General features: G+C 73.9%; 15 protein-coding genes and 1 riboswitch. Of the genes, 7 read left to right on the top strand and 8 right to left on the bottom strand.

Features of this window, described 5'->3' with window-relative positions; all coding sequences use genetic code 11:
- The first annotated feature begins 3 nt into the window (after positions 1-3).
- Together hpnH and ACZ6ZI_RS16505 are read left to right on the top strand one after the other, a co-directional pair.
- Positions 4-1035 carry an adenosyl-hopene transferase HpnH gene (gene hpnH, locus ACZ6ZI_RS16500; RefSeq protein ID WP_363054877.1) on the top strand — a complete coding sequence of 344 codons (1032 nt, stop codon included), beginning with the start codon at positions 4-6 and terminating at the stop codon, positions 1033-1035.
- Positions 1032-2435: an aspartate aminotransferase family protein gene (locus ACZ6ZI_RS16505; protein ID WP_469520928.1), complete on the top strand. Its 1404-nt coding sequence runs from the start codon at positions 1032-1034 to the stop codon at positions 2433-2435. The genes hpnH and ACZ6ZI_RS16505 overlap by 4 nt, the downstream gene beginning before the upstream one ends.
- A gap of 48 nt (positions 2436-2483) precedes the next feature.
- Here the strand turns inward: ACZ6ZI_RS16505 and ACZ6ZI_RS16510 are convergent, their stop codons facing one another.
- Positions 2484-3302, bottom strand: a complete 819-nt coding sequence (locus ACZ6ZI_RS16510) for a tyrosine-protein phosphatase (RefSeq protein ID WP_363054879.1) — start codon at positions 3300-3302, stop codon at positions 2484-2486.
- Between the two features lie 318 nt (positions 3303-3620).
- Positions 3621-3785: riboswitch (cyclic di-AMP (ydaO/yuaA leader) on the top strand.
- A gap of 4 nt (positions 3786-3789) precedes the next feature.
- On the opposite strand from ACZ6ZI_RS16510, the gene ACZ6ZI_RS16515 reads away from it, so the two are divergent.
- From ACZ6ZI_RS16515 to ACZ6ZI_RS16525, 3 genes are all read left to right on the top strand, one after another.
- Complete coding sequence (locus ACZ6ZI_RS16515) at positions 3790-4812, top strand: peptidoglycan DD-metalloendopeptidase family protein (RefSeq protein WP_469520931.1); 1023 nt, start codon at positions 3790-3792, stop codon at positions 4810-4812.
- A gap of 162 nt (positions 4813-4974) precedes the next feature.
- A complete protein-coding gene (locus ACZ6ZI_RS16520) occupies positions 4975-5760 on the top strand; it encodes an SGNH/GDSL hydrolase family protein (protein ID WP_363054881.1) in 786 nt (261 codons plus the stop codon).
- Between the two features lie 101 nt (positions 5761-5861).
- Positions 5862-7106, top strand: a complete 1245-nt coding sequence (locus ACZ6ZI_RS16525; protein WP_469520933.1) for an MBL fold metallo-hydrolase — start codon at positions 5862-5864, stop codon at positions 7104-7106.
- A gap of 161 nt (positions 7107-7267) precedes the next feature.
- On the opposite strand, the gene ACZ6ZI_RS16530 is transcribed toward ACZ6ZI_RS16525, so the two are convergent.
- From ACZ6ZI_RS16530 to ACZ6ZI_RS16560, 7 genes are all read right to left on the bottom strand, one after another.
- Positions 7268-10231 carry an amino acid adenylation domain-containing protein gene (locus tag ACZ6ZI_RS16530; RefSeq protein ID WP_469520936.1) on the bottom strand — a complete coding sequence of 988 codons (2964 nt, stop codon included), beginning with the start codon at positions 10229-10231 and terminating at the stop codon, positions 7268-7270.
- 26 nt (positions 10232-10257) lie between these two features.
- Complete coding sequence (locus tag ACZ6ZI_RS16535) at positions 10258-11082, bottom strand: SDR family oxidoreductase (protein WP_469520939.1); 825 nt, start codon at positions 11080-11082, stop codon at positions 10258-10260.
- Positions 11079-11819, bottom strand: coding sequence for a thioesterase II family protein (locus ACZ6ZI_RS16540; protein ID WP_469520942.1), 741 nt, complete (start codon positions 11817-11819; stop codon positions 11079-11081). Before ACZ6ZI_RS16540 ends, ACZ6ZI_RS16535 begins: the two co-directional genes overlap by 4 nt.
- Positions 11820-11928: 109 nt before the next feature.
- Positions 11929-12987 (bottom strand): amino acid--tRNA ligase-related protein, encoded by a 1059-nt coding sequence (locus ACZ6ZI_RS16545; RefSeq protein WP_469520945.1) that lies wholly within the window; start codon positions 12985-12987, stop codon positions 11929-11931.
- A gap of 13 nt (positions 12988-13000) precedes the next feature.
- Positions 13001-14407, bottom strand: coding sequence for an FAD-binding oxidoreductase (locus tag ACZ6ZI_RS16550; protein ID WP_469520947.1), 1407 nt, complete (start codon positions 14405-14407; stop codon positions 13001-13003).
- A 38-nt stretch (positions 14408-14445) separates the two neighbouring features.
- Entirely contained in the window at positions 14446-18510 is a 4065-nt protein-coding gene (locus tag ACZ6ZI_RS16555; RefSeq protein WP_469520949.1) for a non-ribosomal peptide synthetase, read from the bottom strand.
- Positions 18511-18568: 58 nt separating this feature from the next.
- Positions 18569-20989: an amino acid adenylation domain-containing protein gene (locus tag ACZ6ZI_RS16560; RefSeq protein ID WP_469520952.1), complete on the bottom strand. Its 2421-nt coding sequence runs from the start codon at positions 20987-20989 to the stop codon at positions 18569-18571.
- Positions 20990-21259: 270 nt separating this feature from the next.
- Between ACZ6ZI_RS16560 and ACZ6ZI_RS16565 the strand changes: the two genes are divergently transcribed.
- Both ACZ6ZI_RS16565 and ACZ6ZI_RS16570 read left to right on the top strand, forming a co-directional pair.
- Positions 21260-22555 carry an MFS transporter gene (locus ACZ6ZI_RS16565; RefSeq protein ID WP_469520955.1) on the top strand — a complete coding sequence of 432 codons (1296 nt, stop codon included), beginning with the start codon at positions 21260-21262 and terminating at the stop codon, positions 22553-22555.
- Complete coding sequence (locus ACZ6ZI_RS16570) at positions 22552-24279, top strand: condensation domain-containing protein (protein ID WP_469520957.1); 1728 nt, start codon at positions 22552-22554, stop codon at positions 24277-24279. The genes ACZ6ZI_RS16565 and ACZ6ZI_RS16570 overlap by 4 nt, the downstream gene beginning before the upstream one ends.
- The last annotated feature ends 2 nt before the right edge of the window (positions 24280-24281 follow it).

Below are 24281 nucleotides of genomic sequence, written 5' to 3' on the forward strand. Positions count from 1 at the left end.
CAGATGGCCATGCCACTGCGACAGTCCATCAGGGTCGGGACCTATCTGCTCGAACAGAAGGTCCGCAAGCGTGAGAAGTTCCCGTTGATCGTCGAACTGGAGCCGCTCTACGCCTGCAATCTCGCGTGCGAGGGGTGCGGGAAGATCCAGCACCCCGCCGGAGTGCTCAAGCAGCGCATGCCCGTGGCCCAGGCGGTCGGCGCCGTCCTGGAGTCCGGCGCGCCGATGGTGTCCATCGCGGGCGGCGAGCCCCTGATGCACCCCCAGATCCACGAGATCGTGCGCCAGCTGGTGGCCAAGCGGAAGTACGTCTTCCTCTGCACGAACGCCATGCTGCTCCGCAAGAAGATCGAGAAGTTCACCCCTTCCCCGTATTTCGCCTTCGCCGTCCACATCGACGGACTGCGCGAACGCCACGACGAATCGGTGGCCAAGGAAGGCGTCTTCGACGAGGCGGTCGCCGCCATCAAGGAGGCGAAGCGGCGCGGATTCCGGGTCACCACGAACTCCACCTTCTTCAACACCGACACCCCCCAGACCATCATCGAGGTCCTCAACTACCTCAATGACGACCTCCGCGTCGACGAGATGATGATCTCGCCCGCCTACGCCTACGAAAAGGCCCCCGACCAGGAACACTTCCTCGGCGTCGAACAGACCCGCGAACTGTTCAGGAAGGCCTTCGCCGGCGGAAACCGGCGCCGCTGGCGCCTCAACCACTCCCCGCTCTTCCTCGACTTCCTGGAAGGCAAGGCGGATTTCCCCTGCACCGCCTGGGCCATTCCGAATTACTCGCTCTTCGGCTGGCAACGCCCCTGCTACCTGATGAGCGACGGGTACGTCCCCACCTACCGGGAACTCATCGAGGACACCGACTGGAGCAAGTACGGCCGCGGCAAGGACCCGCGCTGCGCCAACTGCATGGCGCACTGCGGCTACGAACCCACCGCCGTCCTCGCCACCATGGGGTCCCTCAAGGAGTCCCTGCGCGCGGCCCGCGAGACCATCGGAGGCAACCGGGAAGCCTCGTCATGACGGCCGCCCAGGGCGGAGCCGGCGGCTTCGACCTCGCCGCGCTGCTGGCCGAGCGCGGCGGGGAACGCTACGAGCTGCACGCCCGCCACCTCAACCCCCAGCTGCCCCGGATGCTGCACACCATCGGCTTCGACAAGGTCTACACGCGGGCCGAGGGCGCGCACTTCTTCGACGCCGAGGGCAACGACTACCTCGACATGCTGGCCGGATTCGGGGTCATGGGCCTGGGCCGCCACCACCCGGTGGTCCGCCGCGCCCTGCACGACGTCCTCGACGCCGGCCTCGCCGACCTCACCCGCTTCGACTGCCCGCCGCTGCCCGGACTGCTGGCCGAGCGGCTCCTCGCGCACAGCCCCCACCTGGACCGGGTCTTCTTCGGCAACAGCGGCACCGAGGCCGTGGAGACCGCCCTGAAGTTCGCCCGGTACGCCACCGGCCGCCCCAGGGTCCTCTACTGCGACCACGCCTTCCACGGGCTCACCACCGGCTCCCTGTCCGTCAACGGCGAGGCCGGCTTCCGCGACGGCTTCGCCCCGCTGCTCCCGGACACGCGGATCGCCCTCGGGGACCTCACGGCCCTGGAACGGGAGCTGGCCCGCGGGGACGTGGCCGCGCTCATCGTCGAGCCCGTCCAGGGCAAGGGGGTGCACGCGGCCCCGCCGGGATTCCTGCGCGCCGCGCAGGAGATGCTCCACCGGCACAAGGCCCTGCTGATCGCCGACGAGGTGCAGACCGGCCTCGGGCGCACCGGTGACTTCTACGCGTACCAGCACGAGCCGGGCGTGGAACCGGACCTCGTGTGCGTGGCCAAGGCCCTCTCCGGCGGGTACGTGCCGATCGGGGCCACCCTCGGCAAGGACTGGATCTTCCGGCGCGTCTACTCCTCCATGGACCGGGTGCTCGTGCACTCGGCGAGCTTCGGTTCCAACGCGCAGGCGATGGCCGCCGGCCTCGCGGTCCTGTCCGTCATGGAGGACGAGGGGATCGTCGCCCGCGCCCGCGCCACTGGCGACCTGCTGCGCGGTCGGCTCGCCGCGCTCGTGGACGAGTACGAGCTGCTGCACGAGGTGCGCGGGCGCGGGCTCATGATCGGCATCGAGTTCGGCCGGCCTTCCTCGCTGGGGCTGCGCGGCCGTTGGACGATGCTCCAGGCCGCCCGCAAGGGCCTGTTCGCGCAGATGGTCGTGGCGCCCCTGCTGAGCCGGCACCGGATCCTCACGCAGGTCTCCGGCGACCACCTGGAGGTCATCAAGCTCATCCCGCCGCTGATCGTCGACGAGGCGGACGTGGACCGCTTCGTCGGGGCCTTCCGCGAGGTCATGGACGAGGCCCACGGCGGCGGCTCGCTGATGTGGGACTTCGGCCGGACGCTGGTCAAGCAGGCCGTCGGCAACCGCTGACGACCGCGGCTTCCCGCGGGGCCCGCGCGGCCCCGCGGGGGAGCGGTCCTACGGCTCCAGCAGCCGCCCGCGCAGTCGCTCCAGGGTCTCGGGCGCGAGCGCGAGACCCTCGGCGAGGTAGCGGTCGACCCCGCCCCAGCCGCCGTCGATGGCCTCGAACGCCGCGAGGAGGTACTCGGCGCGCGCGTCGAACAGCGGCGAGAGCAGCTCCATCACCTCGGGGGTGCGGGCCTCCGCTTCGTCGTCGCGGCGCACCCGGTAGCGGCGGTGCGGGGCGTTCGACTCCAGGTAGTCCGCCACGATGGCCTCGCGCTCGACCCCGAGCGCCAGCAGGGTGACCGCGATCGACAGGCCGGCCCGGTCCTTGCCCGCCGCGCAGTGCATGAGCGCCGGCACGCTGTCGTGCGCGAGCGCGTGGACGACCCGGCTGTGTTCGGCGGTACGGGTGCGCACCATGGTGCGGTACGACTCGGCCATGCGGGCGGCGGCCCTCCCTTCGCCCAGGAGCGCGCGCAGCTGCGCCAGATCGCCCTCGCGGACCATCTTCCAGAACTCGCGGCCGTCGGCGGGATCCGACAGCGGGATGTTCACGTTCCGTACGCCCGGCAGCTCGACGTCCGCCCCCTCCAGGGCGTGGTCGGCGCGGTTGCGGAAGTCGAAGACGGTGTGGAGGCCGAGGGAGCCGAGGAACTCTGCACCGGTTTCGGTGGCATGCGCGAGATGTCCGCTTCGGAACAGAAGTCCCGGCCTGACCCTCCGTCCGTCGGCGGTGGGCAACCCGCCCACGTCACGGAAGTTGCGCACGCCGATCAGCTCCGGCTCCGGTTCGGGCCGCGGCGGAAGGGGCGGGGGTATCAGCTGGGTCACGTGTGCTCCTCCATCTAGTCCTGTGTTGTCCGAATTACGCTGGTTGAGGCCAACTTGCCATAGGGGGAGGCGAGATCGCGCCGGACTCCGTGAGCCAGATCATACGGTGACCGTGCGTGCCTGATCACGAAATGCGAATTGCCTTGCCGGGGCGGTTGTTGATGGTCCGGAACAAACGGAGGGTGACAGGAATTACCTCGATTCCCCTTCCTCGTGAATGCGTCGGGGAATCGGCGGCTTGTTGGGCACGGTCCCGCTCGATTACCTTCGCGATCGATCCGGGTGGACCGCCTAATCCTGCCGCCGCCCGGGAACCGCACCCGACCATCGACGCGCGCGGCAGGAGCGGGGGAACCAGGTAAGCCGCCGTACCGGATCCCATCCGGTCGGCTAGGGGTGAAGCCGCACACGTCCTCGACGGATACGGCCGGACATCTCCAGTCCGAACCCGACAGCTCACCTCGCAGGCGACGGAGAGGAATTCGCCATGCCCGGAAAGGGTAAGCACCGCCGTCCGAAGTCCCGTTCCCTGTCCCGCGGAATCGCGGTGGCCGGCACCGGCGGCGCCGCGCTCGCGCTGCAGTTGATCGGAGCCGGCGGCGCCCACGCCACCGGTCCGGCCGCCACGTCGAACACCCCGGCCGCCGCGCCCGTGCGGGCCGAGGCGGCCCCCGTCGCCGCGCCGGCCGAGGCTCCCGCCGCCGCGCCGACCGTCTACACCGTCGTGCCGGGCGACCACCTCTCGAAGATCGCCGCCGAGCGCCACGTCACCGGCGGCTGGGAGCGGCTCTACGCCGACAACCGCGAGGCCGTCGGCTCCGATCCCTCCCTCATCCACCCCGGCCTGAAGCTCACCCTCGACGGCGCGGGCGCCCGGACCCCCGCCCCGCAGGCGCCGGCCGCGCCCGCCGCGCCGACCCAGGGCTCCTCCACCGGGACCCAGGCGGGCGACGAGGACTCCTCCGGCGCGGACGCCGCCGACGGGGCGACCCCCGAGGCCGCGCCGGCGCCGAAGCCCGCCCCGGTCAAGAAGACCGTCCCGGCCCCGCGCTCCGTCGGCAAGGCCCCGGCGGCCCCCGCCGCCCCGGCCGCCCCGGCGAAGGCCGGCGCCTTCGTCTCCCCGGTCGCCGGCGGCGTCACCACCCCGTACCGCCTCGGCGGCAGCATGTGGTCCTCCGGTTACCACACCGGCGTCGACTTCACCGCGAGCACCGGCACCACCGTGAAGGCGGTCGGCGCGGGCACCGTCGTTTCCGCAGGCTGGGGCGGCTCGTACGGCAACGAGGTCGTCATCCGCCACGCCGACGGCAAGTACTCCCAGTACGGCCACCTCTCCTCGCTGTCCGTCTCCGTCGGCCAGAGCGTCACCGCCGGCCAGCGCATCGGACTCTCCGGCGCCACCGGCAACGTGACCGGCCCGCACCTGCACTTCGAGATCCGCACGGGCCCGTCCTACGGCTCCGACATCGACCCGGTGACCTACCTCCGGTCGAAGGGCGTCAGCCTCTGAGGACACCCGCCGACGGGCGGTGAGGAACGTGGGGCCGGGGCCTGAGGGGGGTCCCGGCCCCATCTGTACTTATTCCTTATCCCCCGGGTGGTATAGATCACGGTCCGTCAACCCCTCATTACGTTGGCGTAGGTTGCTTTCGGGGGTGAAGGATGGGTTCCCGTGGCAGCGACGAAGACGACACTCAAGACCATCGGCTCGTACGCGGCGATCGGGGACAGCTTCACCGAAGGCGTGGGGGACCCGGGACCCGGGGACTCGTATCTCGGCTGGGCGGACCGGCTCGCCGTACTCCTGGCGGATCGGCGTGACGAGCACGACTTCAGGTACGCGAACCTCGCGGTGCGGGGCAAGCTCCTGGACCAGATCGTGGCCGACCAGGTCCCGAGGGCCAAGGCCCTCGCCCCGGACCTCGTCAGCTTCTGCGCGGGCGGCAACGACATCATCCGGCCCGGCACCGACCCCGACGACGTGGCGGAGCGCTTCGAGGCGGCCGTCGCCGACCTCACCGGCGCCGTCGGCCAGGTCATGATCACCACCGGCTTCGACACCCGGGGCGTCCCGGTCCTCAAGCACCTCCGGGGCAAGGTGGCCACGTACAGCGCCCACGTGCGCGCCATCGCCGACCGCTACGACTGCCCCGTCCTCGACCTCTGGTCGCTGAGGTCCGTACAGGACCGGCGCGCCTGGGACGGCGACCGGCTCCACCTCTCGCCCGAGGGGCACACCCGCGTCGCGCTGCGCGCGGCGCAGGTCCTCGGCTACGAGGTCCCGGCCGACCCGGACCAGCCCTGGCCGCCCACGCCGCCGCGCGGCTCGGTGGACGTCACCCGGGACAACATCCAGTGGGCGCGCGAGCACCTCGTGCCGTGGATCGGCCGCCGGCTGCGCGGGGAGTCCTCCGGCGACCACGTCGAGGCCAAGCGCCCGGACTTGCTGCCGCTGTAGCCGACCCGGGCGGAATCCTCCGGCGTCGGTGCGCGTTGGTCTGGTACGGAGTACGGAGCACGTCCGTACCAGACCGACCCGCACATTCCCCAGGAGGCGCCTTGACCGGCTCCCGACCCCTGCGTCCCCGGCTGCGCGCCCTGCGGCCCGAAGCCTTCGGCGCGGACCCCACCGGGGCGCGACTGGAGCGGATCCTGCGCTCGCCGAACTTCGCCGACGGGGCCTTCGTGAACCCCCTGGGAACCCGGGTCAGGCCCTCCGGGTCGAAGGCCGAGTTCGCGCGGATCTACTTCCACAAGGAACAGCGGGTCCGGCGCAACCCCGGAGCGCCGATCCCCGTCTACCCGACGACCCTCGCCGAACTGGCCAAGCCGCCGGTGAGCGGTCTGCGGCTGACCTGGATGGGCCACTCCAGCGTCCTCGCGGAGATCGACGGCCGTCGCGTCCTGTTCGACCCGGTGTGGGGCGAGCGCTGCTCGCCCTTCCCCTTCGCCGGCCCCAAGCGGCTGCACCCCGTCCCCGTGCCGCTCGCCTCGCTCGGCGAGGTCGACGTCGTCGTCATCTCGCACGATCACTACGACCACCTCGACCTGCCCACGATCAAGGCCCTCGCCGGCACCGACACGGTCTTCGCCGTCCCGCTGGGCGTCGGCGCCCACCTGGAGCGCTGGGGCGTCCCCGCGCACCGCCTGCGGGAACTGGACTGGAACGAGGCCACCGAGGTCGCCGGCCTCACCCTCACCGCGACGCCCGCCCGCCACTTCTGCGGGCGCGGACTGCGCAACCAGCAGTTCACCCTCTGGGCCTCCTGGGTCGTGGCGGGGGAGGAGCACCGGATCTTCCACAGCGGGGACACCGGCTACTTCCCCGGGTTCCGGGAGATCGGCGAGGCCCACGGCCCCTTCGACGCCACGATGATCCAGATCGGCGCCTACTCCGAGTACTGGCCCGACATCCACATGACGCCCGAGGAGGGCATGCGGGCCCACCTCGACCTCCAGGGCGGCGTCGCGCGCGGCACGATGCTGCCGATCCACTGGGGCACCTTCAACCTGGCCCCGCACCCGTGGGACGAGCCCGGGGAGGGCACCGTCGCCGCGGCCGAGGCCGCCGGGGCCGCCGTCGCGCTGCCGATCCCGGGACAGCCCTTCGAGCCCGGCGCGGCCGACGCCCCGGGCGAGGCCTGGTGGCGGCCCTTCGTCGCGGGCGTCACCCCCGCGCCGGAGGCCGTCGCGGGCGCGGCCGGGCGGTCCGCGGCGGCCCCGGCGTCCGCCGGCCCGGTCGCCGAGGCCGGACCGGGGGCGGGCCCGACCGGGCGAGGGGAACCGGAGGCCGTCGGCTCCTAGGGCTGTAGTCGAACTCCCGCCTGCCCCGCGACGCCCGGCACGCCGAGAGCACGTACCGGACGCCGGGGGGCCGCCCTCCGGGCGACGGCAGGCCCCGGCCGGCGCGCGTACGTGCCCGCCCGCCCCGGGCGGGCGGGCACGTCAGGACGGACGACGGCCCGTCACCGGGAACCCTCCGGCGCGAGGCGGGCCGCCAACCCGCTCGGGGTGGGGCGGGCGTAGAGGTCCCGCACCGCCACCGAGCCCAGGCCCGCCTTGCGCAACGCGCCCAAGAGCCGTACGGCGAGCAGGGAGTTGCCGCCGTTCTCGAAGAAGTGGTCGTCCGCCCGGGTGTTCGGCCCGACGACGCCGCGCCAGACGGAGAGGACACGCTCCAGGGTCTCGGACCCCGCGGCTCCGGGCCCCGGGGTCGCGCCCTCCTCCCGTACGGCGGCGGCCGGGGAGCGTCGCGGCAGCGCCGCCCGGTCCAGCTTCCCGTTGAGGGTCAACGGCAGCGCGGGGAGCGCGATCAGCTCCGCCGGCACCATGTAGTCGGGCAGCAGGGCCGCGACGCGACGGCGGACGTCCGCCGTGGTCCCCGCCCCGTCGGCGGGCACCACGTAGGCGACGAGCCGGGCGTGGGCCGGACCGTCCTCCCGGCCCAGGACGATCACGGCGGCGTCCGCGACAGCGGGATCGTCCAGCAGCACGGAGCGCACCTCCCCCAGCTCGATGCGGAACCCGCGGATCTTGACCTGGTCGTCCAGCCGCCCGGCGTGGTCGAGCGAGCCGTCGAGCCGCAGCCGCCCCAGATCGCCGCTGCGGTACAGCCGGCGGCCGCTCACGCCGTCGACCACGAACCGCTCGGCGGTGAGCTCCGGCCGGTTGAGGTAGCGCCGCGCCACTCCCGCCCCGCCCACCCAGATCTCGCCGAGCGCGCCGGGGGGCAGCGGCCTTCCCCGCGCGTCCCGGACGGAGACGGACCAGCCGGCGAGGGGGCGCCCCACGCGGTGGAGGTGCGTCGCGGGAGCCCAGGGCAGGACGTCGTGGAGGGTGACGTGCACGGTGGTCTCGGTGATCCCGTACATGTTGACCAGACGGCTCTCGCCGACCGGATGGCGCCGGAACCAGCCGCCCAGAGTCCGGGGGTCGAAGGCCTCGCCGCCGAGGACGACGAGCCGCGGCGCCGGGCCCGCCTCCCGCGCGTCGTGCTCCAGCAGGGCGGCGAAGGCGGACGGCGTCTGACTCAGTACGGTGACGCCCTCGCGCACCAGCAGGGCGTGGAACTCCTCGGGCGAACGCGTCACGAGGTGGGGTACGACGATGAGCCGGCCCCCCGTCAGCAGGCAGCCCCAGATCTCCCACACCGAGAAGTCGAAGGCCGCCGAGTGGAAGAAGCTCCACACGTCGTCGGGGCCGAGGGCCATCTCCCCGCGCGTGGCCTCCATCAGGGCGAGGACGTTTCCGTGGGGAACGACCACCCCCTTGGGCCGGCCGGTGGTCCCGGAGGTGTAGATGACGTAGGCGGTGTGGTCGGGACCGACGACCGGCAGCTCCACGTCCGGCGCCGCCTGCGCACCCGCCGACAGGGCCGCCGGCGCGAGCACCGGGGTACCGGGCCCGGCGGGGAAGGTCGAGACGGTGCTGATGACGAGGGCGAGCCCGGCGTCCTCGGCGATGTGGCGCAGCCGCTCGTCGGGGGAGTGCGGGTCGAGCGGGACGTAGGCGGCGCCGCTCTTGAGCACGGCGAGCAGGGCCACCACGAGGTCGACGGTGCGCTTCAGGCAGACGCCGACGAGATCGCCGGGGGAAACGCCCCGCCGCACCAGCTCGCGGGCCCAGGCCGAGGCCCGCTCGTCCAGTTCCCGATGGGTCAGCCGTCGCCCGCCGTCGTCCACGGCGATCGCGTCCGGCCGGTCGCGGGCCGCCCGCTCGACGGCGGCGGGGATCCCGAGGGCCTCCGCCGGGCCCGGCCCGGTGCGGTCGCCCCACGCGACGACGGCGCGCGCGTCGGCGTCGGTCAGCAGGGCGAGGTCGGCGACGATCCGCCCGGACGGCTCCCCGTCCAGCTCGGAGGCGAGCCGCCCGACCTGCCGGAGGAACGCCTCGGCGACCGTCGCGTGCACGGCCTCGGGCGAGCGGGTGCAGGTGTCGAGGACGACGCCGTCCCCCTCCCGGACGAAGACCGGCGCCAGCGCGAAGGCGTCGGGCGGGAACGGCAGGTAGGTCAGGCCGGGCCGGCGGTCCGACAGGACCACGCAGACCGCCGGGCCTTCGCCGCCGCCCGTCCCGCCCGCCCTGTCCGTCCCGCCCGCCCTGTCCGTCGCGTCAGCCCTGTCCGTCCCGTTCGCCCCGTCCGTCTCGCCCGGCGCGCGGAGTCGGGCCTCGACCCGGTCGAGCAGCCGCCCGATCGGGAGGTCCTCGTCGACCTCGACCCGGATCACCTTCGCCTCGGGGAAGTCCCCGAAGGTCGCGTCCGACACGACGGCCAGCCGCACCGCGGCGGCGCGCTCGTACCGGCTCAGGGCGAGGGCCGCGGCGGCCACGGCGGCCACCGGTCGTACGGGCCCCTCGGCGGCCGTCCCGGGCGCGCCCGGGACGGGGTCCGGACCCGGACCCGTGTCGCCGGCCAGGCCCCACGGGGGTGCACCGGCCGGACGCCGACCCGCGTCGTGCGCGTCCCGGCCGGCCCCGGCCCCGGCTCCGCCGTCGGTCCCGGCCCCGGCCCCGGCCCCGGTCCCGGTCAGGAGGTCGAGCAGGTCGCCGGGATCGGCGTCGGCGGCGGTCAGCGCACGGGCGACCGCGCGCAGCCCCTCGGCGGTCAGCCGTCCCCGACGGGCGACGACGCTGAGGTCGGCCGTGCCGTCCGGATGGCGGGTCAGGACCACGCGCGGGCCGGCGGCCCCGGGGCCGAGCGGCCGCAGGGCCTCTCGGTGCCCCCGGGCGGAGGCGGTCGGGGTGACCCCGGCCCGCGAGATCCAGTAGCTGCCGACCTCGTTTAGCCGCGCCGAGGAGGCCGCGCGGGCGATCCGCTCCGCGGCCCGGTCGATGCGGGCCCCGTGGGACAGGCGCAGGACGAGGCCGTGTTCGGTCGCGTCCCCGAGCACGGAGCCGGCGCCCGTACCCGTGTGAGTCGTTTCGGTCATCTCATCTCCACATCGGCCGGGACGGCTCATCGGGCGGAGAACCCGCCGTCGACCGTCAACGTCGTTCCGGTCACCTGGCGGGAGTCGTCACAGGCCAGCCAGAGCGCCGCGTTGGCGATCTCCTCGGGTTCGATCAGCGCGTTCATCGGCTGGGCCGTCACGAAGGTCCGCTCGTGTTCGTCGACGTCCACGTCGAGACTGCGGGCGATCTCGGCCAGCATGCGTCCCTCCACGTGGGGGGCGTCGCGCACCGAGCCGGGGCACAGGGCGTTGACCCGCACCCGCAGCGGCGCGAAGTCGAGTGCCGCCGCCTTGGTCAGTCCGACCAGCGCGTGCTTGGCCGCCACGTAGGCCGCGAAGTTCCGGTACCCCACGAGGCCCGCCGTCGAGGAGACGTTGACGATGCTGCCGCCGCGCCGGGCGAGCATGCCGGGCGCGACGGCCCGGATCATCCGCCAGGCCCCGGACAGGTCGACGTCCAGCATCAGCTGCCACTCGTCGTCCTCGATCTCGTGGACGGGCCTGCCGGACGGGGCCGCGATGCCGGCGTTGTTGACCAGTACGTCGACCGTGCCGAACCGGCGCAGCGCCGTGCCGATCGCGTCCCGCACCGAGGAGCTGTCCCGGACGTCCGCGAGCACGGACAGGGTGGCCGCGCCGGCCTTCCGGCACAGCTCGTCGGTCCGCTCCAACTGGTCCCGGTCGGCGAGCGGGTACGGTACGCCCGCGATGTCCGCGCCGATGTCCAGGAGCACCAGGTCCGCGCCCTCCTCGGCGAAGCGCACGGCCGTCGCCCGGCCGAGCCCGCGGCCCGCCCCGGTGACGACGGCCGTCCTGCCCTCCAGCCTCACCGCGCCTCCCGCCCGGTCGGGGCCTTCGCGCCGGGGTGGAGGTCCGCGGCGATCAGGCGGAGCAGTTCCCCGGGCGCGTCCAGCAGGTACATGTGGCCGCCCGGCAGCTCCGCGTACGTGAACGCGCCGGTGGTCGCCTTGCCCCACTCGGCCGCGTCACCCGCGCCGACCAACGTGTCCGCGTCGCCCCGCAGGCAGGTCACGGGCGCCTCTACGGGCGCCTGCGACAGCGGACGGTAGCCCTCGTGCATGGCCACGTCCGCGCGCAGCATCGGCAGCAACAGCTCCCGGAACTCCGCCACCTCCCACACCGGGTGCCGGTAGCCCGCGAAGGTCTCCACGGCGGCGAGGAACGCGTCGTCGTCGAGGTCGGCCGCGCTCTCGGTGCGACCGTGGAAGGGGCCCGGCGACCCGCTCACGTACACGTGGGCGACCGGGACCTCGGTGCGCTCCTCCAGGGCGCGGGCGAGTTCGAAGGCGAGCACGGCGCCCATGCTGTGCCCGAAGAGGGCCACGCGGCGGTGTCCGGCCGCCGCGGCCTCGGCCGCGGGGAGCAGGGCCCGGACGGCCTCGGCCACGTCGCGCAGGGGTTCCTCGTCGGTGCGCTCCTCACGGCCCGGCAGTTGCAGGGGCGCCAGGAGGACACCGGGCGGGGTCAGGGGGTGCCACTTGGCAAACACGCTCGCGCCGGCGCCCGCGTAGGGCAGGCACAGGAGCGGTACGGGCTCGGGCGTCATCGCGGGCTGTCTCGTTTCGTGCGGGGACGCGCCGCCCCGGACGCGGGTGCGTCCGGGGCGGCACGTTCGGTGTGTGGGGGACGCGTGGGCCGGCGCGGGGCGCGGGACCTCAGGGGCGCAGGACCGCCGGCGGCCAGGCCAGGGGCTCGTCGACGCGGGAGACGAGGGGCAGGTCGCGGATGTCGTCGTGACCGAGCACCCACATCAGGAACCGCTCGAAGCCCATGCCGAACCCGGAGGTGAGCATCGGGGTCTCCTCACGCATGCGGACGTACCACTCGTACTCCTCCTCCTTGACGTTGTGCATCGCCATGGACTTGCGCAGGAGCCCGGGATCGACGTGGCGCTCGCCGGAGCCGACGACCTCGCCCATGCCGAAGAGGAGGTCGGCGCAGCGCGCCCGGTCGCTGTCGTCCGGGCTGAAGGCCTGGTAGAAGGGCACGGCCAGGGTGTCCTGGTCGTGCACCCACACGAACTCGCTGACCCTGGCCATCAGCAGGCGCTCGCCCTCGCGGGTCAGGGTCCGCCAACCGCCCTCGTCGCGGACGCAGCCGTCCTCGTCCTGGAGGATCCGTATCGCCTCGTCCAGGGTGACCCGCTCGAACGGGGCGGTGTGACGGGCCATGCGCTCCAGGTGCGAGACGTCGCCGCGCGCGCTGAGGAGCTGCTCGCCGTGCCGGTCGAGCAGGGCCGCGGAGAGCGCCTTGACGTAGCCGTCGACGTAGCGGATGAGGTCTTCCATCCCGCCGGGTATCTCGGCCTCGCTGTGCGTGAACTGGCTCAGGTGCGTCGCGTCGGGGGTCTCGCCGCGGAAGCTCGGCAGGACGCTGTAGCAGCCGCCGGGCGAGAGGCGGCAGCCGTACTCCAGGGCGAACTGCATCGAGTCGGCCAGGTAGGTGTCGACGCCGCCCACGTCGACCTTGACGGCCTCGGTGTCGCTGCCGAGGGCGGTGGGGCAGGTGACGGTGCGCGTCGTGATCGGGAGCCACAGGTGTTTGAGCCCCTGCGAGCGCGCGTACTCCATGGTCGTCCACTGGAGGGTCTCCTGGAGGTCGGCCACGAGCTGGTACCAGGGGGAGCGCAGGGCCCGGACGAACGCCCCGGGCTCGTTGCTCGCGTAGGTGAGCGGCGGGGTGACGCGCGGGGTGAGCGGGGTGGTCGGCGACATGGGGGGTCCCTTCTTACCGGGGGGCGGAGGAGGTCGGGAGGATGTTCTGGTTGCCGGACAGCACGTTCAGCGGGTCGAAACGGCGCTTGAGTTCCGCCAGGCGCTCGTACCGGGCCGCGCCGTAGACCTCGGCGACCTTGCCGGGCGCCTCGTCCTGGAGGTAGTTGACGTACGCGCCGCCGTGCTGCCACGGCGCGAGCCCTCGTACGCCCCGCTGGCTCCAGTCCGCGTTGGCCGCGTCCCGGTCGGGATCGGTCCACTGCGAGGAGACGGTGACGATGTACGGGGCGTCCCGGCGGGGGAAGGCGGACTCCTCGTCGGGGACGTCCGCGATGGCGCCGCGCAGGTACTCGAAGTCGACGGACGAGTACGGGGAGACCATGGCGGCGGCGCTCGCGAGCAGCTGCCCGGCGGCGTCACCGGTGAGTTCGGACAGGTAGCAGGACTTGGTGTAGTAGCGGTTCCCGTGGGGCTCGCCGTGGTCCCCCAGCGCCTGGAGCTCGGCGTACTCCAGGAGGCGGACGTCGCTTCCGGCGGCGGACGCGAACAGCGGATCCGTGTGCTCCGGCCCCCTCGCGGGGTCGCCGAACCAGGCCGCCGTGAGGAACAGGGCCGGCTCGCCGCGCAGTTCCGCGGGGATCCAGTCCTGCGTCCCGGCGTGCTTGAGGGCGCCCACGGCGTGCAGGTCGGGGCCCTGGGCCTCGGCGAACTCCCGGTAGCGGGCCAGCGCTTCGAGCCCCCGGTCGAGGGGGAAGACGCCGGTGTGGAGGTGCACCGGGCCGACCGGGCGCAGCCGCAGCGTGAAGCGGGTGACGATGCCGAGGTTGCCGCCGCCGCCGCGCAGGCCCCACAACAGGTCCGCATGGTGGTCCTCGTCGGCCACGACCACGCTGCCGTCGGCCAGCACCACCTCGGCGGCGAGGATGTGGTCGCAGGTCAGGCCCCATTTGCGGGCGAGCCATCCGTAGCCGCCGCCGAGGGCGAGGCCGCCGAGGCCCGTGTGCGAGACGACGCCGGCGGGGCAGGCCAGGCCGTGCGGGGTGGTCGCGGCGTCGACGTCGGCGAGGAGGCTGCCGCCCTGGGCGTGGGCGATCCGCCGCTCGGGGTCGACCGTCACCTCCCGCATGAGGGAGAGGTCGATCAGTACGGCGCCGTCCGCGAGGGCGGTCCCCGCGACGTTGTGGCCCCCGCCGCGCACGGTCACCGGCTGCCCGGTCGCCCGGGCGTAGCGCAGCGCGGCGCCGACGTCGGTGGGGGAGGTGCAGCGCAGGATCGTGCTCGGCCGGCGGTCGTGCATGCCGTTCCACACGGCCCGCACCCGGTCGAAGTCGGGGTCGGTCGGTCCCACGACCGGGCCCCGGAAGGAGCGGCGCAGTTCCGTCTCGGCGGAGGGGGAGGTCGGTTCGAGGAGTTCGGTCACGGTCGTGCTCGCCTTCCGGTGGTTCGCGTGCGGTGCCCTCAGGGGCGGGTCAGGTCGGGGGTGAGGATCTCGGCGATCCGGCGCCGGGGTTCGGCGTCCATGGCCTCCTCGTGCCGGCAGTCGAGTGCGTGTCCGGTGACGTCCTTCAGGTACGGGTCCCAGGACAGGGGGCTCGGTCGGGAGGGGCCCCGGCTCCCGGTGGCGTGGAAGTACACGGTCCGGCCGGTGAAGGGGGCGGGCCGGTGCCGGGCCAGCAGACGGCTCGCGTTGACGCCGACCCGCACGAGCCGGTCCAGGTCCCCGACGGAGGTGCCCCACCGCTCCCGGGCCCTCGCGCGCAGTTCCTCCAAGACCCGCTCGGTGTCCTCCTCCGCGGCCCGTCCGGGGTCGGGGGGAAGGGGGGCCAGGGTGGTCAACAGGCCGTACTCGTCCCACTGTTCGGGGGTGGCGTGCGGCGGGTGGGGCCAGCTCTCGCCCGGGAAGGCGTCGATCAGGACGAGCAGGTCGACGCGGTGCCCCTCGCCCTCCAGGCGCGTCGCGAGCGCCTGGGCGATGTTGCCGCCCAGCGACCAGCCGAGCAGCCGGTAGGGGCCCTCCGGCTGCACCCGGCGGATCTCGCCGCACAGCGCGTCGAGCATCTCCTCCAGGTCCGCGGGCGCGGTTGTCCCCTCGGCCAGGCCGGGGGCCTGGAGCCCGTACAGCGGCACGGCGGGCGGCAGGTGGACGGCCAGGCCCGCGTAGCTCCAGGCCAGGCCGGTCGCGGGATGTACGCAGAACAGCGGCCGGGCGCCCGCGCCGGCGCGCAGCGGCAGCAGGACCGCGAGGTCCTCACCGGGGTCGTGCGCCCCGGCCGCCGCGAGGATCCCGGACACGGTCGGCGCCCGCAGCAGCGAGCGCACCGTGACGTCCAGCCCCATCTCCGTCCGCAGACGGCTGAGCAGGCGCATGGCCAGCATGGAGTGCCCGCCGAGGTCGAAGAAGCCCTCGTCGACGCCGACCCGGGGCAGGTCCAGCAGCTCGCGGAAGAGGCCGCACAGCAGTTCCTCCCGCCGGGTGCGCGGCGGGAGGCCTCCCTCGTCGACGGCCGTCCCCGGCGCCGGCAGGGCCTTGCGGTCGATCTTGCCGTTCGGCGTCACGGGGAGTTCGTCGACGCACACGAACACCGAAGGCACCATGTACTCCGGCAGCGCCGCGGCGGTGTGGCTCCGCAGCTCCGCCGCCGAGGGCGCCCCGCCGGCCACGGGGACCACGTAGGCGAGCAGGCGGGTGCCGCCGTGCCGGTCCGGCGCCGCGAGCACGAACGCCTGGTGGACGAGGGGGTGCCGTTCCACGACGACCTGCACCTCGCCGGGCTCGATCCGATGCCCGCGGATCTTCACCTGGTGGTCGGCCCGCCCGAGGAACTCCAGCTCCCCGGCCGCGTTCCAACGGACGAGGTCGCCCGTGCGGTACATGCGCTCGCCGGGCTCGCCGAACGGGTCGGCGACGAAGCGCAGGGCGGTGACGTCGACCCGGCCGGCGTAGCCGCGGGCCAGCCCGGCGCCGCCGACGTACAGCTCGCCGACGGCCCCGGCGGGCACCAATTGGAGCAGGTCGTCGAGGACGTACGCCCGCGTGTTGCGCAGCAGGCGTCCGATGGGGGCACGCTCGCGGCGGAAGTCGTCGCCGGCGCGGATCACCGAGATCGACACGTCGTCGGAGCACTCCGCGGGGCCGTAGACGTTGGCCAGCGGGATGTCGGGGTGGCGGGCGAACCAGCGGTCGACCAGGTCGGGGGGCAGCTCCTCGCCGTGCACGAGCATCCAGCGCAGGCCGCGCAGGAGGTCGACGTGCCGTGGGTCGAGGTCCCACAGGTCGAGGACCGCCCGCAGCACCTGCGGCACGATCTGAAGGACGGTGATGCCCTCGTCGGCGACGCAACGGGCGAGCGCCAACGGGTCACGGATGGTGTCCTCGTCCAGTACGTGGACCCGGCCGCCCACCGCCGCCGTCGTCAGCGCCTGCCAGACGGCGACGTCGAACGTCAGCGGCGCGTTGAAGGCCATCGTGTCGTGCTCGTCGAGGCCGTAGAGCTCGATGACGGCCAGCAGGTGGTTGGACAGGCCCCGGTGGGGCACCAGCACCCCCTTGGGGTGACCGGTGGACCCGGAGGTGAACACGGCGTAGGCGAGGGCGAGCGGGTGCGCGGCGCCGCCGGCCCCCTGCGGGGTCCCCGGGTTGCCGGCCGGGGAGGGGGCGTCCGCGAGCGGTCCGGCCCGCCGGACCCCCTCGACGCCCTCCAGCAGCAGCGCGGTCCGCTCCTCCAGCCCCGGCTCGGTCAGCACGAAGCGGGCGCCGCTGTCGGTCAGCATCCGCCGGGCCCGGTCGAGGGGCAGGTCGGCGTCGAGCGCCAGGTAGCCGGTTCCGGCCCCGAGGGCGCCGAGCGCGGCCGTGACGAACCAGGTGCCGCGCCGGGCGACGATGGCGGTCAGGTCGTCGGCCCCGGCCCCGGCGGCTCCCAGGCCGCGGGAGAACGCGGCCCCGGCCCCGTCGAGCTCCCGGTAGGTGTGGCGGCCGTCCGCCCCCGACACGGCCACGGCGTCGGGCCGTACGGCGGCCCGCGTCCGTACGGTGGCGGCCAGGTCGAGGTGGCGCTCCGCGACCTCGGGGCCGTTCCACTCCACCAGTTGCCGGTGCCGCTCGGACTCCGTCAGCACCGGCAGCTCGCGCAACCGCACCGACGGGTCGTCGGCGACCCGTACAAGCACCCGTTCGAGGCGTTCGGCCAGGAGCCGGACGGAGCCCTCGTCGAAGAGGTCCGTCGCGTACTCGAAAGACACGCGCAGCCCGTCCGGGCGCCCGGACCCGGTGCGGCGGTCCTCGAAGTCGAGGGACAGGTCGAACTTCGAGGTCCGCGTGCCCAGGCGCAGCAGTTCGGCCTCCAGCCCGGGCAGCCGCAGGGCGTCCCCCGGACCGCCCTCGTGCAGGGCGACCATCACCTGGAACAGCGGGTGGTGGGAGGGGGACCGCTTCGGGTTCAGGGCCTCCACGAGCCGGTCGAAGGGCACGTCCTGGTGGGCGTAGGCGTCGAAGTCGGCCGCCCGCACCCGGGCGAGCAGCTCCGCGAACGTCGGGTTGCCGGAGGTGTCGGTGCGCAGGACGAGCGTGTTGACGAAGTAGCCGACCAGTCCGTCGAGCGCCTCGTCCGACCGGCCCGCCGTGGGGGTGCCGAGCGGGATGTCGGTGCCGGCGCCGCAGCGGGTGAGCAGCGCGGCGACCGCGGCCTGGAGCAGCATGAACAGGCTGCAACCGTGCCGGCGGGCGACGTCGACCAGCCTGCCGTGCAGGGCCGCGTCGAGGAGGTGGTCGTGGACGTCCCCGGCGGCCTCCACGCCGTCGGCGGGCCGCCCGTCGCCGCCCCGGTCGGGCAGGACGCCCCGGTCGGGCAGGACGCCCCGGTCGGGCAGGACGCCCCGGTCGGGCAGGACGCGTCGGTCGGGCAGGACCAGCCGGTCGGGCAGCCCGGACAGCGTCCGGTGCCAGTACCGCAGCTGCCGGCTGACGAGGCTGTCGGGGTCCTCGTCGTCCCCGAGGAGTTCGCGCTGCCACAGCGTGTAGTCGCCGTACTGCACCGGCAGCGGCGCCCAGTCGGGCGCGCCGCCCCCGAGTCGGGCGGTGTACGCCGTGCCCAGGTCCCGCAGCAGCGGCGTCAGGGACCATCCGTCGCAGACGGCGTGGTGCAGGACCAGCGCCAGTACGTGCTCCTCGTCGGCCGACCGGATCAGGCGGGCGCGCGTCAGCAGGTCGCCGTCGAGGTCGAAGGGCTCCTCCACGACTGCGCGCAGCACCTCGTCGAGCGGTTCGCGGTCCGCGGCCGGCAGGACCAGGCGCGGGCCGGCCGCGTCGGCGGGCAGGACCCGCTGGTACGGCACTCCCTCGTGCTCGCCGAAGACGGTGCGCAGGCTCTCGTGACGGGTCACCACGTCGCGCAGCGCGGCTTCGAGCGCCGGGACGTCGAGCGGGCCGGTCAGCCGCACCGGCACGGGCACGTTGTAGGTGGAGGTGGGCCCCTCCAGGCGGTGGAGGAACCAGAGCCCCTGTTGGGCGTAGGACAGCGGGAACACGCTCACTCCTTGGGATCCCCGGCCGACGGGCGGAACGGGTACGGGGGTTCGGGCGCCGTCACGAGCGGCGGGCCAGGCGCGGGCGCGCCGGGCCGTCGGAGTCGCCCCGCTCCAGCAGGGCCGCGATGCCGGCGACCGTCGGGGCGTCGAGGACCCGTGCCAGCTCGATCGGCACTCCGGTGACCGAGCGGATGCGGTTCCACAGCCGCATCATCCGCAGGGAGTGGCCGCCGAGATCGAAGAAGTCGTCGTCCAGGGAGACCGACTCCACCCCCAGCACCTCGGCGAACGCGGCGGCCACCGTCACCTCCAGCTCCGTGCGGGGGGCGCGCCCGCGGCCGTCCGGGTCGGGGGACGCGGGCAGGGGGATCGCGAGCAGCGCCGCCCGGTCGATCTTGTGGTTGCGGGTCCGCGGCATCACGGCCACCTGCTGGAGCGAGCCGGGCACCATGTAGGCGGGCAGCAGTTCGGCGAGCCGGCCCGTCAGCGCGGCCGTGTCCAGCGGGCTCCCGGCGGTGAAGAAGGCCCGCAGCGAGGCGATGCCGTCGGCCTGCGGACTCAGGACCACGGCGGCCTCGCGGACCTCGGGGAGCAGGCCCAACCGGACCTCGATCTCCCCCGGTTCGACCCGGTAGCCGCGGATCTTGACCTGGTCGTCGGCGCGCCCGAGGTAGTCCAGCAGCCCCTCCTCCGTCCAGGCGGCGCGGTCGCCGGTGCGGTAGAGGCGGCCGTCGATGCCCGGCGCCGTCACGAACGCGGCCCGGTCGAGCTCGGGCCGGTTGAGGTAGCCGCCGCTCAGCCCGTCCCCGCCGACGCAGAGTTCACCGGGGACGCCGAGGGGCTGGGGGTTGAGGTCCCGGTCGAGCACCCACGCCGTGGAATTGGCGATCGGGCGTCCGATGGGGATCCGGCCGGAGCCGGCCTCGGTGACGCGCTGCACCACCGAGAACGTCGTGTTCTCCGTCGGACCGTAGGCGTTGCCGAGGGTGAGGGTCGGGCAGGCTTCGAGGGCCCGCGCCACGTGGCCCGGGGACAGGGCCTCACCGCCGACGAGCACGTGACAGCCCGCCAGCGCCGTGGGGTCCTGGTCGACGAGCTGGTTGAACAGGGTCGCCGTCAGGAACATGAGGTTCACCCCGTGCCGTTCGACGGCGGCCCGCAGCTCCACCGCGCTGAGCACGGTGGTGCCGGGGACCAGCACGACGGTGCCGCCGTTGAGGAGCGCGCCCCAGAACTCGAAGGTGGTGGCGTCGAAGGCGAGGGCTCCGGTCTGCAGGATGCGCGAATCGCGGGACAGGTCGACGAAGTCGGTGCCGCGCACCAACCGGACCACCGCCCGCTGGCCGATCGCCACGCCCTTGGGACGACCGGTGGTCCCCGAGGTGTACATCACGTACGCCTCGGCCCGCGGCCCCGAGGGCGGCGGCAGCGGCCGCTCGTCCTCACGCTCCTCGCGCTCCTCCCGGGGCGCGGTGAGGTCCAGCACCGGGACGGCGGCCGTGACCCGGGGGTCGTCGGTCACCAGCAGGCAGGCACCGCTGTCCTCCAGGAGGAAGTCGCGGCGCTCCGTCGGCGTGTCGACGTCGAGGGGGACGTAGGAGGCGCCCAGCCGTACGACCGCCAGCATCAACGCCGGCAGCAGGGGCGTCCTCTCCAGCAGGAACGCCACGCGCCGGCCCGGGGCGACCCCCCGGGCGCGCAGCAGCCCCGCCAGTTCCTCCGCCCGCTCCCGCAGCCGGCGGTAGCTGGTGGTCCCCTCCGCGTGGCTGACGGCCACGCCGTCCGGCCGGGCCTCGGCCTGCTCGGCGAAGAGCTGGTAGAGCCCCGTGTCGCGCGGGTACTCCCGGTCCGTGCGGGACAGCGCGCGCAGTCCCTCCAGCTCGGCGTCCGGGGTGAGGCGCAGTTCGCCGATCGTCGGCTCGCCGTCGGCGCACAGTCGCCCGAGCAGGTGCTCCAGGTGCCCGAGCATCCGCTGGACGAAGAGGGCGCCGAACGTGTGCTCGTCGGCGTCCGCGTGCAGGGCGAGCCCGCCTTCCCGGGACCGTTCGTGCGAGAGGACCAGCGCCGCCCGCGTGCCGGCGGGCGCCGGACCGTCGAGGACGCACACGATCTCGGACGCGCCGCCGCGCTCCGGCTCCGGGGCGCGCACCGTCCGCAGCGCGGCGGCGACGAAGGCGACGTGGTCGCTGGCCCGCAGCGAGGTGGGCATGGTCGCCACCAGGTCACGGGCCGGGTCGGCGGGCGACCAGGTCGTCCGCCGGATCCCCAGACAGAAGGCGGTGCCGTCGGCGTACTTGCGCGCCAGGACGAGCGCGGCCGCGCAGACGAGCTCCTCGGTCCGGTCGCCGATCAGACTCGCCAGCCCGGCCGGAAGAATGCGGGTGGACCGCGTCGTGCGGCACGGCCCCGTCATACGGCAGGTGGCGCCGAAAGGAAATCCGGTCGGGACGTCGGCCTGCCCCGGAAGCTCATTTCCCACGAGTTCTCTTCACCCATTTCGATCGGTCCGCACGGGCTCGTTCCCGTAAGGCGACAACGGCCGCGCCACATGCGTTCACGGGCGATTCGGATACCGTCGGCAATCAAACGCAGACCGATGCTAAGCAGCCGGACATCCGGCCGGGCGGCAGAACCCCGGGCACAATGGCGGTAGTTCGAACATGCCGGTCTGGTGCGCGGTACGAAGGGGCCGGCAGTGTAGGCCGGGCACGGAGCCCTTCCCCCCCACTACCCCAGGCAGGACAGGAAAGTGACACAGACGGCGCCGGCGCGGCGCACCGAAGCGGACCCCCCGGCCTCCCTGTGGCGGAACAGGAACTTCCTGCTGCTGTGGACGGGCCAGGGGATGGGCACCCTGGGCCCGCGGGTCGCCCTGGTGGCCATGCCGCTGCTGGCCCTGGAGGTGCTCGACGCGTCGACGTTCCAGGTCTCGTTGCTGACCCTGCTCGGCTGGCTGCCCTACCTGGTCTTCTCGCTCCCCGCGGGAGTGGTCGCGGACCGCCTCGACCAGCGCAGGACGATGATCGCCTGCGACCTGGGCCGCATGCTGCTCCTGGTGTCGATCCCCGTCGCGAGCATGACCGGATGGCTGAGCCTCGGCTACCTCTACGTCGTCGTCGCGACGACCGGCACCCTCACGGTGCTCTTCACGGTCGCCTACCGCAGTCAGCTGCCCAAGCTGGTCGGGGCCACCCAGCTGGTGGACGCGAACGGCAAGTTGGGCATGTCGGACGCGCTGGCCGAGATGGGCGGCCCGGCGCTCGCCGGCCTGCTCGTCGGCCTGATGGGCGCCGCGCGCGGCCTCTTCGCGAACGCCGCCACCTACGCCCTGAGCGCCCTCACGCTCGGACTGATCAAAGTGCCGGCCGCGGATCGGCAGGGCGCGGCGGTCAAGCGCCTGCCGTTCCGGACCGCCGTCACCGAGGGGTTCGCGTTCGTGCGGCGCGAAGCGGTCCTGCGCAGCCTGCTGCTGTGCACCACCGTCTCCAACTTCTTCTTCATCGCCGCCTCCTCGGTCCAGGTCACCTTCATGTCGCGCGAGCTGCACGCCTCGCCCGCCGTCATCGGCCTGGTCTTCTCCTGCGCGGCGGTCGGCGGGCTGCTCGCCGGCGCCTTCGCCAACCGACTGTCGAACGCGATCGGTTCGGCACGGATCATCTGGGTCTCCATGCTGGTCCCCGGCCCCCTCTACCTGCTGATGCCCGCCGCGGGCCCCGGCTGGGGCCTCGCCCTCTTCGCCCTCGGCCTCGCGGCGTTCTCGGCGAACTCGACGCTGTTCAACACCGCCTCCCTCTCCTACCGCCAACGCGTCTGCCCGCCCGACCTGCTGAGCCGGGTGAGCTCGGTCTACCTGTGGATCTCCTACGGGGCAGTCCCCCTCGGCTCCCTCCTCGGAGGAACCCTCGGCGCCACGCTCGGCCTCCGCCCCACCCTGTGGATCTGCGCCCTCGGCCTGTGGAGCGCGGCACTGTTCGTCGTTTTCTCGCCATTGCGCGCGATGCGAGACACCCCCGGAATCCCGACCGAGGTCGAGGAGAAGAAATGAACACGGAAGAAACGGTCGGGGAAAGCGTCGCGGACACCCTGCTGGCCATCTTCAGGAACAGCCTGGCGATATCCGACGTCACCCTCGACGGCAAGTTCTACGCGATGGGCGGAGATTCGCTCCTCGCCGTACGCGTCGTCAACGAGGCGCGGGAAAAGGGAATCGATCTCTCGCTGCGCGATCTGCTCGTCCACCAGTCGGTGCGCGCCCTGTTGAACTCCGAAAGCGTCCGGGCGGGCACCGCGAAGAATGCCCCGGACCGTTTCGGGACGCCCGTCGCCGGCGCGGGGCCGACGCACACCGCCGAGCCGTTCTCCCTGCTGTCCGCGCGGGACCGCGCACGGCTGCCCGACGGACTCCAGGACGCCCTGCCCGCATCGGCGCTCCAGGCCGGCATGCTCTACCTGTGCGAGGCGGGCGGGGACCGCCACCTCTACCACAGCGTCGAGGGCTGGGAGGTCCGCGCCCCCTTCGACGAGGCCCGCTTCCGCGCGGCCGTAGGGGACCTGACGCACCGCCACCCCGCCCTGCGGACCTCGTTCGACTTCGGAAACCTGTCCGCTGCGGCCCAACTGGTGTGGAGCCACGTCGAGCCCGCGCTGCGCGTCGAGCACGCCGACTCCGCCGACGCGGCGCTGCGCCTCCTCGAGGACTGGCGCTCCCTCACCGGGATCGCGCCGCTCGACTGGCGCACCGCACCCCTGGTCCGGTTCCTGGTCGTCACGCTGCCCGGCTCCTTCCACGTGGCCGTCTCCGCCCACCACGTGGTGCTGGACGGCTGGAGCTTCAGCCGGCTCGCGGTCGACCTGACGCGCCTCTACGACACCGGCGCGGACGAGCGCGGCACCGAGGAGGAGGCGGCGGACGCGAGGACCGCCGAGGAGGCGGCGCGCGAGGAGGCCGCCGTCAACGCCCGCGTCCAGCACGCCTTCGTCGCCGCCGAACAGGCCGCCTCCGCCTCCGCCGCCGCCGAGGCCCACTGGCTCGCCCAGGCGGGCACCGCGGACGCGCTCGTCCCCTACGTCGACCCGACGCGCGCCGTCGACGCCTCGGCGCGGCTCCGGCTGGACCTGCCCCGGGACCTCGTCGCGTCGCTGTCCGGCGTGGCACGGGACCTGGGCACCTCGCGGAAGTCGGTGCTGCTCGCCGCGCACGCGGCGGCGCAGGGAGCATGGTCCGGCCGCGACCGGGACGTGGTCACCGGGCTCGTCTTCAACACCCGCCCGGAGAGCCCGGGTTCGGACCGGGCCACCGGACTCTTCCTGAACACCCTCCCGGTCCGCTTCGAGACCCTCCCCGACAGCTGGCGCGACCTGATCCGCCACGCCGACGAGCTGGAGCGCGGCGGCTACGCCCACCGGCACTACCCGCTGGCCCTCCTGACCGAGCGCCTGGGCCGCCCGGCGTTCCCCGTCGTCTTCAACTACATGCACTTCCACGCCTACCGCGACCTCGACCGGCCCTCGGCCACCCCCACGCGCGGGCGATGGCGCAGGGGCAAGCCCAGCTTCCCCCTGCACGTCAACGTCGAGATCACGAACGGCCGCGGTCAGGTCCGCATCGGCTTCGACCCGGACCTCGTCCCCCGCCCCTCGGTCGAGGCGTACGCCCGCACGCTCCACGAGGGCCTCATCCGGCTCGCGGCCGACCCCGCCGGCCCGCCGCGGTGGACCCCGGACCCCACGCACCGTCCGCACACCGCCCCCCAGGAAAGCGACGACTGATC

This window comes from Streptomyces sp. NPDC103540 (assembly GCF_055584445.1).